This is a genomic window from Pseudorhizobium endolithicum (assembly GCF_902153245.2).
In the GTDB taxonomy this organism is placed as follows: Bacteria; Pseudomonadota; Alphaproteobacteria; order Rhizobiales; family Rhizobiaceae; genus Neorhizobium; species Neorhizobium endolithicum.
Window position 1 is genome coordinate 232,591 of record NZ_CABFWF030000013.1, and the last position, 17,015, is coordinate 249,605.

The 17,015-nt window shown below is 65.6% G+C and carries 14 protein-coding genes; 5 read left to right on the top strand and 9 right to left on the bottom strand.

Annotated elements, in window-relative coordinates:
- The first annotated feature begins 17 nt into the window (after positions 1 to 17).
- The 3 genes from RTCK_RS14270 (at position 18) to RTCK_RS14280 (ending at position 3,202) form a co-directional block, all read left to right on the top strand.
- Positions 18 to 1,487 carry a YcjX family GTP-binding protein gene (locus RTCK_RS14270; RefSeq protein ID WP_142593289.1) on the top strand — a complete coding sequence of 490 codons (1,470 nt, stop codon included), beginning with the start codon at positions 18 to 20 and terminating at the stop codon, positions 1,485 to 1,487.
- On the top strand, positions 1,484 to 2,551 hold the full coding sequence (locus RTCK_RS14275) for a YcjF family protein (RefSeq protein WP_142593290.1): 1,068 nt from the start codon (positions 1,484 to 1,486) through the stop codon (positions 2,549 to 2,551). The genes RTCK_RS14270 and RTCK_RS14275 overlap by 4 nt, the downstream gene beginning before the upstream one ends.
- Positions 2,552 to 2,653: 102 nt before the next feature.
- Complete coding sequence (locus tag RTCK_RS14280) at positions 2,654 to 3,202, top strand: hypothetical protein (protein WP_142593291.1); 549 nt, start codon at positions 2,654 to 2,656, stop codon at positions 3,200 to 3,202.
- A 13-nt stretch (positions 3,203 to 3,215) separates the two neighbouring features.
- On the opposite strand, the gene folK is transcribed toward RTCK_RS14280, so the two are convergent.
- From folK to folP, 3 genes are read right to left on the bottom strand one after another with little or no spacing between them, the layout of a single operon-like run.
- Positions 3,216 to 3,722, bottom strand: coding sequence for a 2-amino-4-hydroxy-6-hydroxymethyldihydropteridine diphosphokinase (gene folK, locus RTCK_RS14285; RefSeq protein ID WP_142593427.1), 507 nt, complete (start codon positions 3,720 to 3,722; stop codon positions 3,216 to 3,218).
- 5 nt (positions 3,723 to 3,727) lie between these two features.
- On the bottom strand, positions 3,728 to 4,093 hold the full coding sequence (gene folB, locus RTCK_RS14290) for a dihydroneopterin aldolase (RefSeq protein WP_142593292.1): 366 nt from the start codon (positions 4,091 to 4,093) through the stop codon (positions 3,728 to 3,730).
- Positions 4,090 to 4,986 carry a dihydropteroate synthase gene (folP, locus tag RTCK_RS14295; protein ID WP_235988700.1) on the bottom strand — a complete coding sequence of 299 codons (897 nt, stop codon included), beginning with the start codon at positions 4,984 to 4,986 and terminating at the stop codon, positions 4,090 to 4,092. The genes folB and folP overlap by 4 nt, the downstream gene beginning before the upstream one ends.
- 77 nt (positions 4,987 to 5,063) lie before the next feature.
- Between folP and RTCK_RS14300 the strand changes: the two genes are divergently transcribed.
- Positions 5,064 to 5,684: a DUF922 domain-containing Zn-dependent protease gene (locus tag RTCK_RS14300; RefSeq protein ID WP_142593293.1), complete on the top strand. Its 621-nt coding sequence runs from the start codon at positions 5,064 to 5,066 to the stop codon at positions 5,682 to 5,684.
- Positions 5,685 to 5,717: 33 nt separating this feature from the next.
- Here RTCK_RS14300 and RTCK_RS14305 read toward each other — a convergent pair whose 3' ends face one another.
- Entirely contained in the window at positions 5,718 to 6,038 is a 321-nt protein-coding gene (locus RTCK_RS14305; RefSeq protein WP_142593294.1) for a 2Fe-2S iron-sulfur cluster-binding protein, read from the bottom strand.
- A gap of 112 nt (positions 6,039 to 6,150) precedes the next feature.
- Positions 6,151 to 6,519: an Hpt domain-containing protein gene (locus RTCK_RS14310; protein ID WP_142593295.1), complete on the bottom strand. Its 369-nt coding sequence runs from the start codon at positions 6,517 to 6,519 to the stop codon at positions 6,151 to 6,153.
- Positions 6,520 to 6,980: 461 nt separating this feature from the next.
- Here RTCK_RS14310 and RTCK_RS14315 point away from each other — a divergent pair, with 461 nt between their 5' ends.
- Positions 6,981 to 12,950 carry an apolipoprotein A-IV repeat region-like domain-containing protein gene (locus RTCK_RS14315; protein WP_142593296.1) on the top strand — a complete coding sequence of 1,990 codons (5,970 nt, stop codon included), beginning with the start codon at positions 6,981 to 6,983 and terminating at the stop codon, positions 12,948 to 12,950.
- 68 nt (positions 12,951 to 13,018) lie between these two features.
- Here the strand turns inward: RTCK_RS14315 and RTCK_RS14320 are convergent, their stop codons facing one another.
- From RTCK_RS14320 to RTCK_RS14335, 4 genes are read right to left on the bottom strand one after another with little or no spacing between them, the layout of a single operon-like run.
- Positions 13,019 to 13,618, bottom strand: coding sequence for an ABC-type transport auxiliary lipoprotein family protein (locus RTCK_RS14320; RefSeq protein WP_142593297.1), 600 nt, complete (start codon positions 13,616 to 13,618; stop codon positions 13,019 to 13,021).
- 13 nt (positions 13,619 to 13,631) lie between these two features.
- The gene (locus RTCK_RS14325; protein ID WP_142593298.1) at positions 13,632 to 15,002 is read right to left on the bottom strand and encodes an MlaD family protein; all 1,371 of its coding nucleotides are present in this window, start codon (positions 15,000 to 15,002) and stop codon (positions 13,632 to 13,634) included.
- Between the two features lie 4 nt (positions 15,003 to 15,006).
- Positions 15,007 to 15,816, bottom strand: a complete 810-nt coding sequence (locus RTCK_RS14330) for an ABC transporter ATP-binding protein (protein ID WP_142593429.1) — start codon at positions 15,814 to 15,816, stop codon at positions 15,007 to 15,009.
- A gap of 32 nt (positions 15,817 to 15,848) precedes the next feature.
- Positions 15,849 to 17,015: an ABC transporter permease gene (locus tag RTCK_RS14335; protein WP_408004550.1), complete on the bottom strand. Its 1,167-nt coding sequence runs from the start codon at positions 17,013 to 17,015 to the stop codon at positions 15,849 to 15,851.

The window sequence follows — 17,015 nt, forward strand, 5'->3', positions numbered from 1 at the left end:
AAACAAAGGAACTCGCCTTGCCGCCCTCGTTGACCAGCCTGACCGACGACGCCCGAATCGCGATCGACAATCTAGCCGACAGAGCCTCCTCCCTCGTTCATCCGACGGTGCGCCTGGGCGTCACGGGCTTGTCGCGCGCGGGCAAGACCGTGTTCATCTCGTCCTTGGTGCACAACCTGCTCAACGGAGGACGCCTGCCGCTTTTCGAGCCGGTCCGGTCCGGCCGCGTGTCACGCATCCGGCTCGAGCCGCAGCCTGACGACGCCATTCCCCGCTTCCAGTACGAGGATCACATCCAGTCCCTCATTCGCGAACGGACCTGGCCGGATTCCACCAGGGCCATCTCCGAACTGCGCATAACGCTCGACTACCAGAGCGCCAGCGGATGGAGCCGCCTGTTCTCGCCGGGACGCCTGTCCATCGACATTGTCGACTATCCCGGCGAATGGCTGCTCGACCTTCCGCTGCTCGCCCAGGATTACCGCACGTTCAGCGCCAATACTGTGGCTCTGGCCCGCACCGGCATCCGCGCCGAACTTGCGAAGGAATGGCTGGCGCTCGCGGGTAGTCTGGATGTCGATGGGCCGGCGGACGAGCTGACCGCACGCCGTCTTGGCGAGGCCTTCGCCGCCTACCTTTTGGCCTGTAAGTCGGATGAACGCTCGCTCTCGACCCTTCCGCCCGGTCGCTTCCTGATGCCCGGCGACCTCCAAGGTTCCCCGGCGCTGACCTTCGCACCCCTCCCCCACCTGCCGGACCAGCCGGCGCCGAAGGGCTCGCTGCGGGCGATGATGGAGCGGAGGTACGAGGCCTACAAGACCATCGTCGTCAAGCCGTTCTTCCGCGAGCATTTTGCGCGGCTCGACCGCCAGATCGTCCTGATCGACGCCCTCCAGGCCATCAACCGAGGCCGCGAGGCCGTGCAGGATCTGGAACGAGCTCTCGGTGACGTGCTGGCGTGCTTCCGTCCGGGCAGCAACAGCCTCCTGTCGTCTCTCCTCGGCCGCCGGATCGACAGGGTCCTGGTTGCCGCGACGAAGGCCGACCATCTCCATCACGAAAGCCACGACAGGCTGGAGCGGATTACCGCCCGCCTCGTCGATCGCGCCATTCAGCGGATCGGCATGGCCGGTGCGGGGATCGAGGTCATGGCGATCGCCTCGGTGCGGGCCACCCGCGAGGCGACGGTCAGCGAAGGCGGCCACCAACTGCCGGTCATTGTCGGCACGCCCATGGCCGGCGAAAAGATCGGTGGCGAAGTCTTCGACGGAAAACGCAAGACCGCCGTCTTTCCCGGAGACCTGCCGCGCGATCCGGAAGTCCTGTTCAGGAGCCTGGAATCACCGGATTCGGAAATGCCCGACATCAACTTCGTCCGGTTCCGCCCACCGGCACTCGAGGAGACCAGCGGCGGGCTGAAGCTGTCGGTTCCCCACATCCGTCTGGACCGGGCTATGCAGTTTCTCCTGGGAGATCGCCTCGCATGACGGCTTTGGACAACAACGGGCGCCGCCCCGGCGCCTTTCGCATCGACGAGGAGGCAGGCAGCCCGTCCGCCTCCGCGGTTCGCCGTGCCCCGAGAAGCTTCGAGGGAAACGTCATCGTCACTCCGGACGAACGGGATCCCTTCGTCACGCCGCCCGAACTCGCGGGCCAGGAAGTACCGGTTGCGGAACCGCGGAGCCGCCGGCGGTTCTCCTTCGCCAACGTTGCCCTTGCCGCCTTCGGCACCTTTCTTTCGCTTGCCTTCGGCCTGTGGGCGGATGGTGTGGTTCGCGACCTCTTTACCCGCTCCGACTGGCTCGGCTATGCCGCGCTGACCGTGCTTGCAATCGGTCTGCTGGCGATCGCCGTCGTCGTCGGCCGCGAGGTCACCGGCCTGATGCGGCTTTCGGCGGTCCAGTCCCTCAAGGCGGAGGCGGAAGCGGCGGCGACCGCCCCGCTTCCCGGCCCGGCCCGCGCCGTGGTCGCAAGCCTCTCCGGCATCCTGTCGCATCGTGCCGAGACGGCCAGGGGACGAGCGGTGCTGGACGCGACCCGGGACGAGGTCATCGACGGCCCCCAACTGATCGATCTTGCCGAACGGGAATTGCTTGGTCCTCTGGACCGCCAAGCCCGCGCGCTGATCCTCAACGCCTCTAAGCGTGTCTCCGTCGTCACCGCCGTCAGCCCCAGGGCGATTGTCGATCTCGCCTACGTGGTCTTCGAGGTATCGCGCCTGGTGCGCGCAATGGCGGAGCTCTACGGAGGCCGGCCCGGCAGGCTCGGATTGTTTCGGCTCATGCGCGATGTCGTCGCGCATCTCGCGGTCACCGGCTCGATTGCGGTGGGAGATGGTCTGGCGCAGCAGGTTCTGGGGCACGGCGTGGCCGCGAAACTGTCCAAGCGTCTGGGTGAAGGTGTCATCAACGGCCTCCTCACCGCGCGGATCGGCATCGCGGCGATGGACCTCTGCCGGCCCCTTCCCTTCCGCGCCTTGAAGCGACCGGGGATCGGCGACTTCCTCGCCGATCTCGCTCCTCTCGGCGGCAGCCGCGACGAGCGTCAGTGACCCTTTTTAGTCCCGGCGGCAGGCGCGTGGATACCAGTCGTTAACCATTCCGGCCGTAGATTGCATGCTCGCAAACGGGTTGGCACTCGCCGGGAAAGACACATGTATCTGCGCACCTTTTCGCTGATTGGCGGGCTTGCCGCCGCACTTGTCGCCACGTCGGCGCTCGCGCCTGCCGCATCGGCAGCCCCACGCGACAAGGCCTTCTTCCAGACGGTCGCCGGCACGTGGAAAGGGCCCGGCGAGATCGTGGCGGGCAAGTACAAGGGCACCAAGTTCAACTGCAACCTGACAGGCGAAGCGGTGGCCGATGCCGCCGCCGGCATCAAGCTTGACGGGACCTGCCGCGTCGGCGTCTTCAAGCAGCCCATGTCTGCCGTCATCACCCAGAACGGCAAGGGCTACAAGGGCAAGTTCCTCGATGGCGCCGAGGGCAAGGGCCTCGACATCATTTCGGGCGCGGTCAACGGCGACAAGGTCGTCGTCGGCATCAATCGCGCGCAGCTGAACGGCGCGATGGTCGCCAGCCTCCGCGACGAAAACACGATGAACATCACCATTTCGGTCAAGGTCGAGGACCAGATGATCCCGGTCATCGGACTGACGCTCGACCGCGACCTCGATACGATCGCGGTCGGCTCCATCCGCTGATCGCCGGCGCCCGCTATCGCTGCCGCCACCAGTCGCCGGTCTCGCCGACCACCTGGATTCCACTGGTGTCGGCCGTCTCCAGCCATTCCGATACGGTCTTGACTCCAATGCGCATCTTCGGAGCGATGTCGGCGAGCGGCATCAGCACAAAGCTCCGTTCGGTCATACGTGGATGCGGCAGGGTGAGCCGGTCGCTCTCGGCCTGTCGTCCCTCGTAGGCGAGGATGTCGATATCGATCGTCCGCGGCCCCCACCGCTCCAGGCGTTCCCTCTTCATGCCGCGCTCGATCGAAAGGCAGACGTCCAGCAATTCCTCCGGCTCCAGCGAGGTCGCGATAACGGCGCAGCAGTTGAAGAAGTCGGCCTGGTCCGTCTTGCCCCAAGGCGGCGTCTGGTAGAGGCGCGAGACCGCTTCGATCCTGCAATCGGCGCGCTCGTCCAGGCACCTCAGCGCCTGCGCCATCGCCGCCGGAGGATCCCCGATATTGCCGCCGAGCCCCAGGGCGGCCTTCGCCGTCATGCCGTTCAAGGCCGATGCTCGACACGCACTTCGGCGTAGTCCAGGACCCCCTGGACCGGGGCGCTCGGCTTGCGCAGGGTGATCGCCGTCCTGACGATCTGTGGAAATGTGTCACAGAGTGCCCTGGCTATGTCCATCGCCAGCGCCTCGATCAGCTTGCGCTGTCTGCCCGTAACGACCTTCTCGATCAGCGAAAACGCCACGCCGTAGTCCACCGTATGCTCCACGAGGTCGGTGCTGAGCACGTCGCCGGCCTCGACCTCCATCTCGGCATCCACGAAGAACCGCTGTCCCAGCCGGTTTTCCTCGGGAAGCACGCCATGCCGCGCGAAGAAGGCGCAGTTCTTCAGGGTGATCACATAGGTGCTCATGGTGTCCGTTCCGTTTCCTGGGCTTGCAGCACCGCGTCGGCAATGGCGAGTGCATCGCGGTTGGCCGCAACGTCGTGGACCCGGAAGATGGCGGCCCCGGCCAGACGCAGGATCGCCGTGGTCGCGGCCGTGCCGACATCCCGGTCCGATGCCTTCTCCCGCCCCGTCGCCGATCCGATGAAGCGTTTGCGAGACGTGCCGACGAGCCAGGGCAGGCCCAGCGTCTGCAGCTCACGGAACCGGGCCATCAGTTCCAGGTTTTCTTCCGCATTCTTGGCGAAGCCGAAACCGGGATCGAGCACGACCGCGTCCCGGTCGACGCCCGCGGCGTCCGCTATGCCGAGCGACACGCCGAAGAAGCGCCTCTGGTCCTCGATGACGTCCGTGGCGATTTCGCCTTCCCTGCCCCGTCCGGTATGCATGATGCAAAGACCGGCTGCCAGCTCCGCAGCCACGGCGGCCACATCGGGTTCGCGCTGCAGGCCATGGACGTCGTTGATGACATGCGCTCCGGCCGCCACCGCCAGCCGCGCCGTCTCCGCCCTGTAGGTGTCGACGGAAATCAGTGCATCCGTCTGCCGCGCAAGCTGCTCTATCACCGGCAGCACCCGGTCCTGTTCTTCGACCGCGCTTACCGGAGCCGCCCCCGGGCGCGTCGATTCCCCGCCCACGTCCAGGATGGCCGCGCCCTCGCCGGCGCAGGCGAGCCCATGAGCGACCGCATCCTGAACCGCGAGATGCAGTCCGCCGTCGGAAAAGGAATCCGGGGTGACGTTGATGATCGCCATGATATGGCCGCGGTTGCCCAGTTCAAGCACACGGCCCCGGCCGACTTTCCAGTCCCTGGAGAACCGCGGCGCCGGTTCGGCATCATTTCTGCGGGAGTAACGCAAATTTATCTGCCTCTGTGTTGCGCTGTCGACGCCTATGCCCCAAGCTTCAATGAAGTTCAATGTCCGCAGGCCGCAGAATGTCCCTGATTCCCCGTTTCCGCCGTGCCGTCGGCGGCGTTCTTGCGTGCCTGATGCTCTCCACCACCGCCGGCGCCGACCCGCTGATCAGCAAGACCTACGGCTATTTCAGCATCGGCGGCAGGACGGCCGAGGATCTGGACCGCGAACTGGAGAGACGCGGGCCGATGACACGCGCCACGGGCCATCGTCATCCGGGTGCCACCGAGATCAAGTTCGGTGGTGAAGTCACCTATATCGAGCGCGGCGGACGCTGCACCGTGGGGGGCGCGAAAGTGACGCTCCGCACGCACCTCATCCTTCCGCGCTGGAACAACAGGCGCGGCGCGGGAAAGGATCTGCGCTTCATCTGGGACACCCTCTCGGCCGACATCAAACGTCATGAGGAGCGCCATGCGGAAATCGCGCGGAGCTATGCGCGGACGCTGGAGCGCGACCTCCTGAAACTTCGGCCGGCGGCGAGCTGCGAGAAGCTGGAGCAGGAGGTCGGTTCCGTCACCCGGCGCGTGCTGGAGGCCCATGACCGCGATCAACTGCGGTTCGACGTGGTGGAATCGAAGAACTTCGACAACCGGATGATGCGGCTTCTCAAATACCGGCTGGGGCAGAACGGCGGCTAGCCGACGCCACCAGGCGGTCGTCTTCCGCAGATGTCAGGCTTGCCGTTCCGGCACATTGACGACCAGGCCCTCAAGCGCATCGGTCATCTTGATCTGGCAGGAAAGTCTCGACGTGGGTCTCACCTCATAGGCGAAATCCAGCATGTCCTCCTCCATCGGAGACGGCGGGCCGACAGTATCCGCCCAGGCATCGTCCACATAGACGTGACAGGTGGCACAGGCGCAGGCGCCGCCGCACTCGGCCTCGATTCCTGGCACGGAATTGCGCACGGCATTCTCCATCACCGTCGATCCGTTGCTCGCATCGATATCGAAGCGCGTTCCGTCGAAGGCGACGATCGTCAGTTTCGTCATGATCAGGAAATCCGGTAAGAACAGTCTCTAGGCGGGGCCGGTCTTCGGCCAAATCCGCCGGACAGTCAACATAGGAACCTCTCCCGGCACCGGCAATGGTGGCCGGAAAAGCTTACCGGGAAAGCTTCAGGATGAAGTTTTCGGCCTCGACCACGGCAGCGCTTAACTTGGAAAACAGCAGCGCGTCCGCCCCCTTCTCCTCGATGCGCATCGCTGCGTCCGCCACGGTAAAGGCGCCGACGGAGTTTGCCGCCCCTCTCAGCCTGTGGGCGGCGGCGCGGACGGTGGCCTGATCGGCCCCGCCCATCTCCTGCAGCGCCCGCCTTGCCTGCCGGGCGAATATCTGCAGGATCTCGTCCTCGAGGCACCTGTCGCCCATGGTCTGCCCGGCAAGATGGACGAGATCGATAGGCCGGGAGTGTGAGGGACAGGCCGCGCGATCGCTGACCGGAACCTCGAATGCAATAGCTGGCACAGCCATGATGCGGATACCTCTTAACCTGAACTGCTTCGACCTTGCCCGCCAAGGCGCTTCATCCGGTTAAATTCGCCCCCGCGATGCGCCGGATTCTGACGCTATGGTTAATTTCCGCTAAGATCCTTGATTTATGGGGCTTTCGGCGGATTTTATGGTTTAAATCCTGTTAACAACCCGACGCCCCCTTTTAACCGCTCCGGGTGCCCGAATTGTTTAGCTACCGTAGATGTGTCACTACAATACAGTTGGAATGGCGAGAGTCCCCTCCCGCCTCCAGGGATGGCCCGGCGGTAAGTTTTCCTTATCATCCGTTTGGAAGAAGGCTATCCGGAAGTGAAATGAAACGGGAAATACCGACATCATGACGGTGCGGGTTTCCGGCAGGCAGTATCTCATCTTTCCTTCTGCGGGCGGGCAGAGCGGAGACGGGGTGGCCGGGCGAGTATGTAGCGAGGCGTAACCGCATGGCGAAGAAGACGACCAGCGAGTCGATCGATGAAACGGCGTTCCAGGCCCTGGAAGACGCTTTGAAGATCGACTTCATTGACGAGCAGGAGGCACGCCGGCCGGCGCCCTCCCCCGCTCCGGAGGCGAGAGTGTCTGAGACCAAGCAACGTGCCGCTACCAACCGTCCCCAAAACCCGGCGGAACCACCCCGTACTGCGGCTGCCGAACCCGCGGCGCGCGCGCCGGCATTCGAGCCGGCGAACGACGGCAGCCGGCGCAGCTCGATCAACCTCCTGAAATCGCTCGAGGGCGGCACGATGCGCAGTTCCCTGCGCAACGCGACCATCGTCTCCGTGCTTTGGGCGGTCGGCGGCCTTGGGCTGGCGCAGCTCTTGTATGGCGCGCAGATCTGGCAGGCCGGCTCCCTCGCCGGTCTTGCGGCGATCCCCGGCCTTGTCGCGATCCTCATAGGCGTGATCGTTCCGATCCTGCTCTTCTTCGCCTTCGCAACGATGATGGCGCGCGCGCAGGACATGCGCAACGCCGCCCGCTCGATGGCGGAGGTCGCGCTACGCCTCTCGGAACCGGAAACCATCGCCTCCGAACGCATCATGTCGGTCGGTCAGGCCGTTCGCCGCGAAGTTTCGGCCATGAACGAAGGCATCGAGCGGACGATCGCCCGTGCCACCGAACTTGAAACTCTCGTACATTCCGAGGTCAACGCGCTGGAGCGCAGTTACGCCGACAATGAGCTGCGGGTTCGCGGTCTCGTCCACGAACTGGGTGCGGAACGCGACGCCATCGTCAATCATGCCGAGAGGATCCGCTCCTCGATCGTCGGCGCCCATGAACAGCTGAAGGAGGAGCTGTCGCTCGCGACGGAGGAAATCTCCGTCCGTCTGGCGACGTCCGGTGAGGCCTTCGCTTCGCTGATCGACACGCGTGCAGCAGCCCTGACCGAGAAGACCAACGCGGCCGGCGAAGCATTGGGCTCGTTGCTCGCCGCCAAGGCAGAAGATCTGGTCCAGACCCTGAGCTCTTCCGGCATAGCGCTCGCCAGCGAGTTCGACGCCCGCCTCGACCACCTCTCGATGACGCTGGCCGAACGCGGCCAAGCATTGCTGGGCGACTTCGAAACCCGTGCATCGACCCTCGACGCCAATACCGAGAAGCTGAACGCCGCCCTTGCCGACCGCACCAGGCAGCTCAACGAGACGCTGATCGCCCGCACGCGCGAGATCACCGAGGGTCTGGCCGAGGGCGAGCGCTCGATCACCGGCTCGCTCGACAGCGTCATCGCGTCCCTCAACCGCGCGCTTGATGACAAGGGAGCATCCTTCCGGCAGAGCCTACAGTCCGCCGCCGACGACGCAGTCATGGACATCGACCTGCGCACCGGCCTCTTCGAGGAACGCATGCAGGCGACCGTGGGCCAGCTCAGCACCTCCTTCGACCAGGGACTCAGCCAGTTCACCACGGCATTCGACCAGCGGGCCGGCAGTCTCGACAGCAAGCTCATGGACAGCCTCGCCCGGATCAACGAGACGGTCGCCGGCGGCTCCGAATCCATCGAAGGCATCCTCAGCAGCAGCATAGCGCGCATTGGCAGCACGTTGACCGACCAGTCGCTTGCCCTGGAAACCGCGCTCGGCGCCGGCCAGGAAATGCTGGACTCCATGCTCGATAGCCGGGCGCGCGAGTTCAACCAGTCGCTTGCCGCCCGCACCAGCGAAATCAACAGCGCGTTCGGCGCGACACGCGAAGCGATCGACGGTACCCTGAACGAGCGAAGCGCCGCCCTGATCGACGCGCTGAGCGAGACGCAGAATCGTTTCGAGCAAACCTTCGGGCAGCATTCGGACGCAGTCATCAACGCGCTCGAAAGCGGCCAGCAGCGCCTGTCCGAAACGCTGGAGGCCGGCACGGCCGGTATCGCGGCCACCGTGTCGGACGCACCGGAACGTCTCGCCAATCTCCTCGACGAACGCACGGCCGCCATCGCCCGGCATCTGCAAGAGGGCGAACAACGCCTTGGTGAGGGCCTGGACCAGCGCGTCGACGGTCTTGCCCAGACGCTCGCCGCCACCGGTGACCGGATCGGAGAGCTCCTCGACGACAAGACGATGGAGATCAGCACCGCCTTCGCGCTGGGCGAGGATCGTATTTCCGACATCCTGGGCAATCTCGCAGATACGCCGGAACGCCTGTCGACGGTACTGGACGAACGCGCGGCCCTCATCGCCCGACATATCGAGGAAGGCGGCCAGCGCCTCGGCGACGACATGGATCGGCGCGTCTCGGACCTCGCGCAGGCACTGTCCGCCAATGGCGACCGGATCGGGGAACTCCTCGACGACAAGACGATGGAGATCAGCACGGCCTTTGCTCTGGGCGAAGACCGGATCGCGGGCATCCTCAGCAATCTGGCCGACACGCCCGAGCGCCTATCCGGCATTCTGGATGAACGCGCAGCCTTGATCGCCCGCCATATCGAGGAAGGCGAACTGCGGCTCGGGGAAGGCCTTGATCGCCGGGTCGCCGATTTCACCCAGGCGATCGCCGCGAACGGCGACCGTATTGGAGAAATCTTCGACGACAAGACCATGGAAATCAGCACCGCCTTCGCTGTTGGCGGAGACCGGCTGTCAAGCATCCTGGACGAGAAGGCGACTGAACTGGCCAGGTCTGCATCCGAGGCTGGCAACCGCATCGAGCAGTCCATCAGCGAAGCCTCGGAACGGGTCGGCGGCATTTTCGGCGAAGGTTCGCGCCGTTTCGAGGAGAACCTGTCGGGTGGAGCGGAGCGCCTCGAAACCGCCCTTGCCTCCGGACAGGAGCGGATTGCAGCCACTCTCGGGCTCGGCCATCAGCAGTTCACGGATACCGTGGCGTCTGCCAACGAGCAGTTCGAGGAGACGCTTGGCTCGAGCTACGAACGCCTGCGTGCGGTGCTGGAGGAGCGCGGCAACTCCATCTCTTCGGCCCTCGACCAGGCACACGAGCAGATCGCCGATCTCATATCGGACCAGGTCACGACGATCGGGACCACGATCGCCACAAGCGCCGGCATGCTGGAAATGTCGCTGGAGACCCAGCAGGACGCCCTGCGGACTGCGATCGTCACCGCCGGCTCCGATCTCGAGCAGAGGCTGACGACGACGACCGGCGAAATCGCCGGCAGGCTGCACGATGCCGCCCGGGAGATCAGCCGCTCGGCCGACGATCTTTCCGGACGCATCGAGAAGACCGTCAGCAGCGTCGCTGATCTCGTCGACGGCGCCGGCCGCGATATCGGCGAAACGCTTGCGCAGCGCGCGACGGAATTCGAACGTGTCAGTACCGAGGCGCACGAGCGCATCGCCGGCACGATGGAAAGCGGCACCACCCGCCTCGATGAGCGCCTGTCGACCATGGACAGGGCGCTGACGGTCGGCCTCGACAACGTCACCCGCACCATCGAGGGCAAGGCTGCCGGCCTTGCCGCGACGCTGCGCGAAGCGGTAAGCGCGGCTGCCGCCGGCATGGACAGCGAAGCGATGCGCTCCGCCGAACTGCTGACCCGCACCGGCTCCGAATTCACGGAGGAACTGGCCAACCGCAACGCCGAGTTCACCCGCTCGATCGAAGAACGTTCGAGCGAGATCGTCAACCGCATCTCCGAAACGCAGACCCGCTTGGCCGGCCAGGCCGCGACTGTCGCCCAGGCCTTTTCCGAGGCCGGCAGTGCGATCGTCCACAAGGTTTCGGAAGCAGACACGCTCGTCAAGAAACAGGTGGCGGCGATCTCCGAGGCTCTCAACGAAGCGGAACAGGCGCTTCAGCAGCGCGGCGGATCGCTCCGCGGCACCCTGTCGGAAACGGCGACGGAACTACAGTCCGCCATGGAAGCGGTCGACAAGGCGCTGGCCGCCCGCGGCGACGCCATCCGCTCGGCACTCGACAGCCGCACGCGCGACCTCAACTCCATGCTGGCCAGCCGGACCACGGAGCTCTCTCGTCTCATCGAGGAACAGGCAAAGCCGGTCGTCGACCAATATTCCGAAGCGAGCCGGTCGGCCGCCGAACAGATCGCCCTGGCAGCGCAGGAAAGCACGGATCGCCTCGTCGCCGTCGCCGGCGAAAGCAGCAGCAGGCTCCGGAACGAGAACAATGCCCTCGTGGATGCCATTGCCGCACGGACCAACGAAGCCCTCTCGGCTCTCGGCCAGCGGGCGGAGAACACGGCGGGCGCCATCTTGGCTGTCGAACGCAGCCTGTCGGGCAGCGTCAACGCCCTGATCGACCGGCTCGCCGAGAGCAACAGCGGCATTTCGGACCTGATCCAGAAAGCCGCCGTCGACATCACCTCCGCAGCCGATGCGGCCGCGGGCCGCCTGGCGAGCGTCGACGAGAAGCTGGAAGCCACCGCCACCCGGTTTGCCGAATCGGCGGGCCATGCGGCCGACATGGTGTCCGGCTCCAGCCGCCTGCTCGAGAACAACATCGATCGTCTCGCCAACATCTCTGGGGAAACGCTCAACCAGGTCGGTGGTATCGTCGGGCGCTTCGACGAGCACTCCAAGGTGCTGGCTCAGGCATCCGAGCTTCTCGGGGCGGCCCAATCGAATCTGGCCAACACGCTCGACGAGCGTCAGACGGCTCTGCGCGGCCTCTCGGTCGGCCTCGTCAAGCGCTCCGAAGAAATCGAAGCCACGATGCGCAATCTCGCAACCCTGGTGGAAGGCGCGTTCGAACGCGCCGAGGGTCGCTCCTCTCAGGTCGCCGCGCATCTGCGGGAAAGCCTGCAGGGCGCGTTCGCCGAGATCGGCCGCACGCTTGGCGAAACCCAGCAGCGTGCGGATCTCACGGCCGAGGCGATGCGCTCGGCGCTTCTTGGAGCCAGCGAAGAAGCGAACCGTGCAATCGACACGACCATGGCCGGCGCCGAGGAGCGGGCCCGTGGCCTGTCCGAACGCATTCGCGGCGGCGTGGAGGCATCGCTTGCGGACGTCGAACGCATGCTCGGTGACGCCGCCAACCGCTCCGACAGTGCCGCCTCCCACCTGCGCGACACCTTGCGCAAGTCGGTGGAGGAGGCCGTCGGCCGCTTCGCCGGGGCGACGGACGAAATCCGCCGGTCGGCCGAGCAGATCCGTGAAGAACTCGACAGCACCCGTTCCGAACTGAAACGCGGCGCCTTCGACCTGCCTGAAGAGGCCAAGGAAAGCGCCGCGGCCATGCGCCGGGCGGTCTCCGAGCAGATTAAGGCGCTCCAGGACCTCTCGCAACTCGTCGGGCGCTCCGCCCAGACGCTTGAGGTCTCGCAGCCGGCTCCCGTTCGTCCGGCACCCCAGGCGGCACAGCAGGCGGCACCGCCGGCGCCCGTGTCCGCACAGCGCCCCCAGGCGCCCGCACCGCAGCTTCCGTCGCAGGCCAGCGTCCCGTTCCGTGGCGACACCCTGTCCACGGGATTGCGCGGTAGCCTGAACATGGATCGGGCGGCGACTGCCCGGCCTTCCGAGCCCGCCCCGCGGCGGGACGAAGGCGGCTGGATCAGCGATCTGCTCCGCGGCGCCTCGCGTGAGGAAGCCCCTGCCCGGCCCGCCGCACGGCCGGCGGAGCAGCCGGCGCCCCGCGGCAATGGCGACAACCGCAACCCGCGCCACATGGTGGAATCGCTGAACTCGCTGTCGGTCGACATTGCCCGCGCCATCGACCACGACGCCTCCGTCGAGCTATGGCGCCGCTACCAGCGGGGCGAGCGCGATGTCTTCACGCGCCGCCTCTACACGCTGAAGGGTCAGCAGACCTTCGACGAGATCAAGCGCAAGTACGACCGGGAGCCTGAGTTCCGCACCGCGGTCGACCGCTATATCGCCGATTTCGAGAAGCTGCTGGCGGATGTGGCTCGCACGGACCCGGACAAGACCGTGACGCAGAGCTACCTGACCTCCGACACCGGTAAGGTCTACACCATGCTCGCCCACGCGGCCGGACGCTTCAGCTGAGCCGGCAGGAGCCGAACGAAAATGGCCGCCCTCGAGGCGGCCATTTTCGTTCGTGATGCTGCAGCCTGTCACATGGCCCGCAGCGACCATTCCACGATTTCCGCACCGACCTGCGCGAAGGCGCGATCCAGGGCTGCGATGAAGTCGCGGTTCTCGGAACCCGAGACCGGAGCGCTCGCCCTGAACACCTGCTGGGCGCGCACCGTGCCGTTCCGGTCGTTGAGAATCTTCACCGAAATTTCGACATTCGCCACGTCGGCACCGCTGGTATCCACCTCGAAGGTGCGGATCTCCGTCACGACCTGGTAGTCGATGGCAAGCCCCTGGCCGGGCTTGCCGACGCCGCCCAGCCTGCCGCTGTTCTCGAAAGCCTCCACCAGTTTCGACTGCACCATGCGCGGCAGCCGGTCGCCCCATTGCGAATTGGCAAGGTACTGGATCTCGGCCTCGGACACCCGGACCACCACCTGGTCGCTGTCCAGCGGTTTCAACGCCGTCGGCTCAGGCACCAGGATCTGGCGTCCCCGCACCGCCGGTCCCGTGCCCGCCGGCGTGATGGACAGGTCGAAGGTGTCGTTCTTGGCCTTCGAGCCGCATCCGCTGGCGAGGATCACCACGAGGGACAGCACCGCCCATGGCGATCGTCTGAAAGAGCTCAAACCTGTCATGCGAACTCCGCTCCTATCGACGCGTCCTGCCGTCGTACTGCTTCACCGTTTCCCCGCCGAAGATGAGCCGCTGCGGGTTCTCGTCGAAATTGCTGATCGTCTCGTTCAGGCTGCGCACGGTGCGCCGCGTGTCGTCCACGAGCGTCTGGATGTCCCTCAGGCCCGTGGCCGAGAAGCGCTGCAGGTTGTCCGCAATCGGCCCGACGCGGGCGTTGATGTTATCCGCCACCGTCCGGAAGGATTCCAGCGTCCTGCGCGCCTCGGCGAACAAGGATTCCGAATCGTCGCTGGTCAGCAGGTTGTCCACCTTGGCGAGAATGCCGTCGACGCGGTTCGACGCGTTGTTGAGCTTCTGGGCGAGGTCCGTGAAATCGCCGATCGCCCGGTCGATGTCGTCGCGCCGTGCCGCGACGTCGTCGACGACGCCGCGCGCCGAGGCGATCGCACTGCGGGCATCCTCGCTGGCGGCGGTGATGTTGTTGACGGCCGTGCCGATGTTCTGCGTGTCGATTGCCGCCATCAGGTCGTCCGCGCGCCTCAGCACCGACTGGGCGTCCACCGTCGCGCGCTCGAAACCGGCCGCAGCATCGCGCACGCTTTGCGCGATCTCGTCGAGATTGTCCGAGGCATCGGCGATGTTGCGGGTCGTCCGTTCCGCATTGGAAACCACCTGGTTGACCTTCTCGGCATCCACCGCGCGGACCAGTTCTTCCGCCGCTTCCAGCGTCGAATCCAGCCGCTCCGACACGCGGTTGAAGGTGCCGGAAAGGGTCGACATGCTGCTCAGGAACTCGTCGATCGCGCCGGAATTGTTGCTGAGCGAGGCGGTGAACGTCTCCGCATTGCGGATCGTCTGGGTGAGCGGTCCGCGCGCGTCGGCAACGAAGCCCTGGATGTCGCCGATCGCCTGGTTGGCGCGGTCGAGGATCTTGTCCGCGGTGGCCAGCAGGTTTGTGACGCTCGACTGGTCGGCGATGAGCACGGCTGGGCGTTCGGTTTCCATCGCCTTCTGCAGGATGTTCTCCTCGCCCTTGTTGCCGCCGGAAAGTTCGATGTAGGCGGCCCCCGTCAGGCCCTGCACTTCCAGAACCGCGCGGGTCGACGGATAGACCGGCGCGTCCGCGCGGACCTCGGTGAAGGCGATCGAATATTGCGGGTCATCCGGATCAATCGAGAGATTGCGGACCGAGCCTACGGGAATGCCGTTGAAGCGCACCGGCGAGCCCACCGACAGGCCGTTCGCGGAGCCGGGAATACGGATGGCCAGTTCGGCCGTGGGCCCGCCGCGGCCGGATTGCGCCATCCAGTAGACGAAGCCGAATGCGGCTGCGATCACCAGCAGGGTGAAAAAACCGACGATCGCGTAATTGGCCTTGGTTTCCATGGCGTCAGTTCACTTCTTCTTCAGGCTGGGCGGCGGGCTGATCCGGCCTCACGACCGAACGGGCGCGCTTGCCGCGGAAGTAGGACTGAACCCACGGATCGTCGAATGCGAACATGTCTTCCAGCGTCCCTTCCACCAATACCCGCTTCCCGCCCAGGACGGCAATACGGTCGCACACCGAAAAAAGACTGTCGAGATCGTGGGTTACCATATAGACGGTCAGCCCGAGCGTATCCCGCAGCCGGGCGATCAGCAGGTCGAATTCGGCCGCGCCGATCGGATCGAGGCCGGACGTCGGCTCGTCCAGGAAGACCAGGTCCGGGTCGAGCGCCAGCGCCCGTGCCAGCGCGGCACGCTTGATCATCCCGCCCGAGAGTTCCGATGGATACTTGTCCGCCGCATCCGGCGCCAGCCCGACCATCTCGATCTTCAGATAGGCAAGTTCGTCCATCAGCGATTGCGGCAGGTCGAGGTATTCGCGCATCGGCAGCTGGATGTTCTCCTTGACCGTCAGCGAGGAGAACAGCGCCCCATGCTGGAAAAGCACGCCCAGACGGGTATCCAGCGCCATGCGCTGTTCCTCGTCGGCCGTATCGTAATCCGTCCCCAGGATCTCGATACTGCCCGACCGGCGGGGTAGAAGCCGCAGCACTGTACGCATCAGCACCGACTTGCCCGTCCCCGAAGCTCCGACGAAGCCGAGGATCTCGCCGCGGTAGACGTCGAGGTTCAGCTGGTCGAGCACGATGTTGGAGCCGAAGCCGACCGTCACGTCGCGCACGGACAGCACCACCTGCCTCTTCTTCGCCGCCATGGATCTTTCGTTCGCGTCCGTCACTCCGCCTCCTAGAAATCGATCGCAGAGTAGAAGATCGCGAAAAAGGCATCCATGACGATCACGGCGAAGATGGACTTCACTACCGATGCCGTGACGTGCCGGCCGAGCGATTCGGCGCTCCCGCCGACCTTCATCCCTTCGACGGCGGCGACGATCCCGATCGCCAGCGCCATGAACGGCGCCTTGATCATCCCCGAGGCGACGGACGTATGGTCGATCGCCTCGTGGAGGCGCGACAGGAAGGTGTCGAAGGTAATGCCGGAATAGGTGAGCGCCACGACCGCCGCTCCGTAGAGCGCCGCGAAGTTCGCGATGATCGTCAGCAGCGGCAGCACGATGGTCAGTGCCACGAGGCGCGGAAAGACCAGCACCCCGACCGGGTTGAGGCCGATGACGGTCAGCGCGTCGATCTCCTCGCGCATCTTCATCGAGCCGATCTCGGCGGTAATGGCGCTGCCCGACCGGCCGGCGATCATGATCGCCGTCAGGAGCACACCGACCTCGCGCAACTGGAGGATGCCGACGAGGTCAACGACGAAGATCTCGGCGCCGAAATAGCGCAGCTGGAACGCCCCTTGCTGGGCGATGATGGCGCCGATCAGGAAGGACATCAGCGCGATGATGGGAACCGCGCGCACGCCCATGTGGTCGATCTGGTTCACCACAGATGCCGGCGAGATGCCTCCGCCCCGGCCGAGCTTCATCTGCGCGCCGCGGACCGCCGATCCGAGGATGTGCATGGCGGCCACCATGTCTCCGGCGAGCTCGCTGACGACCTTGCCGACGGGCGTAAACATGCGCTGGAAGAGCGATTCTGCCGGACCGGAGGGAGCCGACGGAGCGGGCGCCTTCTCTGGCAGGACTGCGATCAGTTCGTCGATCGCACCATGGGCGCCCGACAGCGACACCTCCCGTCCCTGCGCCTGCTTCGAGCTGATCAGCCGGCGAATCAGCCAGGCTCCGGCGGTATCGATCGCCTCCACCTCGGAGACGTCGACATCCACGCGCCCCCTGCCCGGCGCCCTTTCAAGCTTGTCGAGCGCCGGCAGCACATGAGCGATGCTGTGGTTGCGCCAATCGCCACGCGCAACAAATCGCTCGCCGTTGCCCCCGGGCATCGCTTCGGCAGCCAATTCGGCAACCCGGGTTTCAGTCGATTGTAACGGCACTGGCAT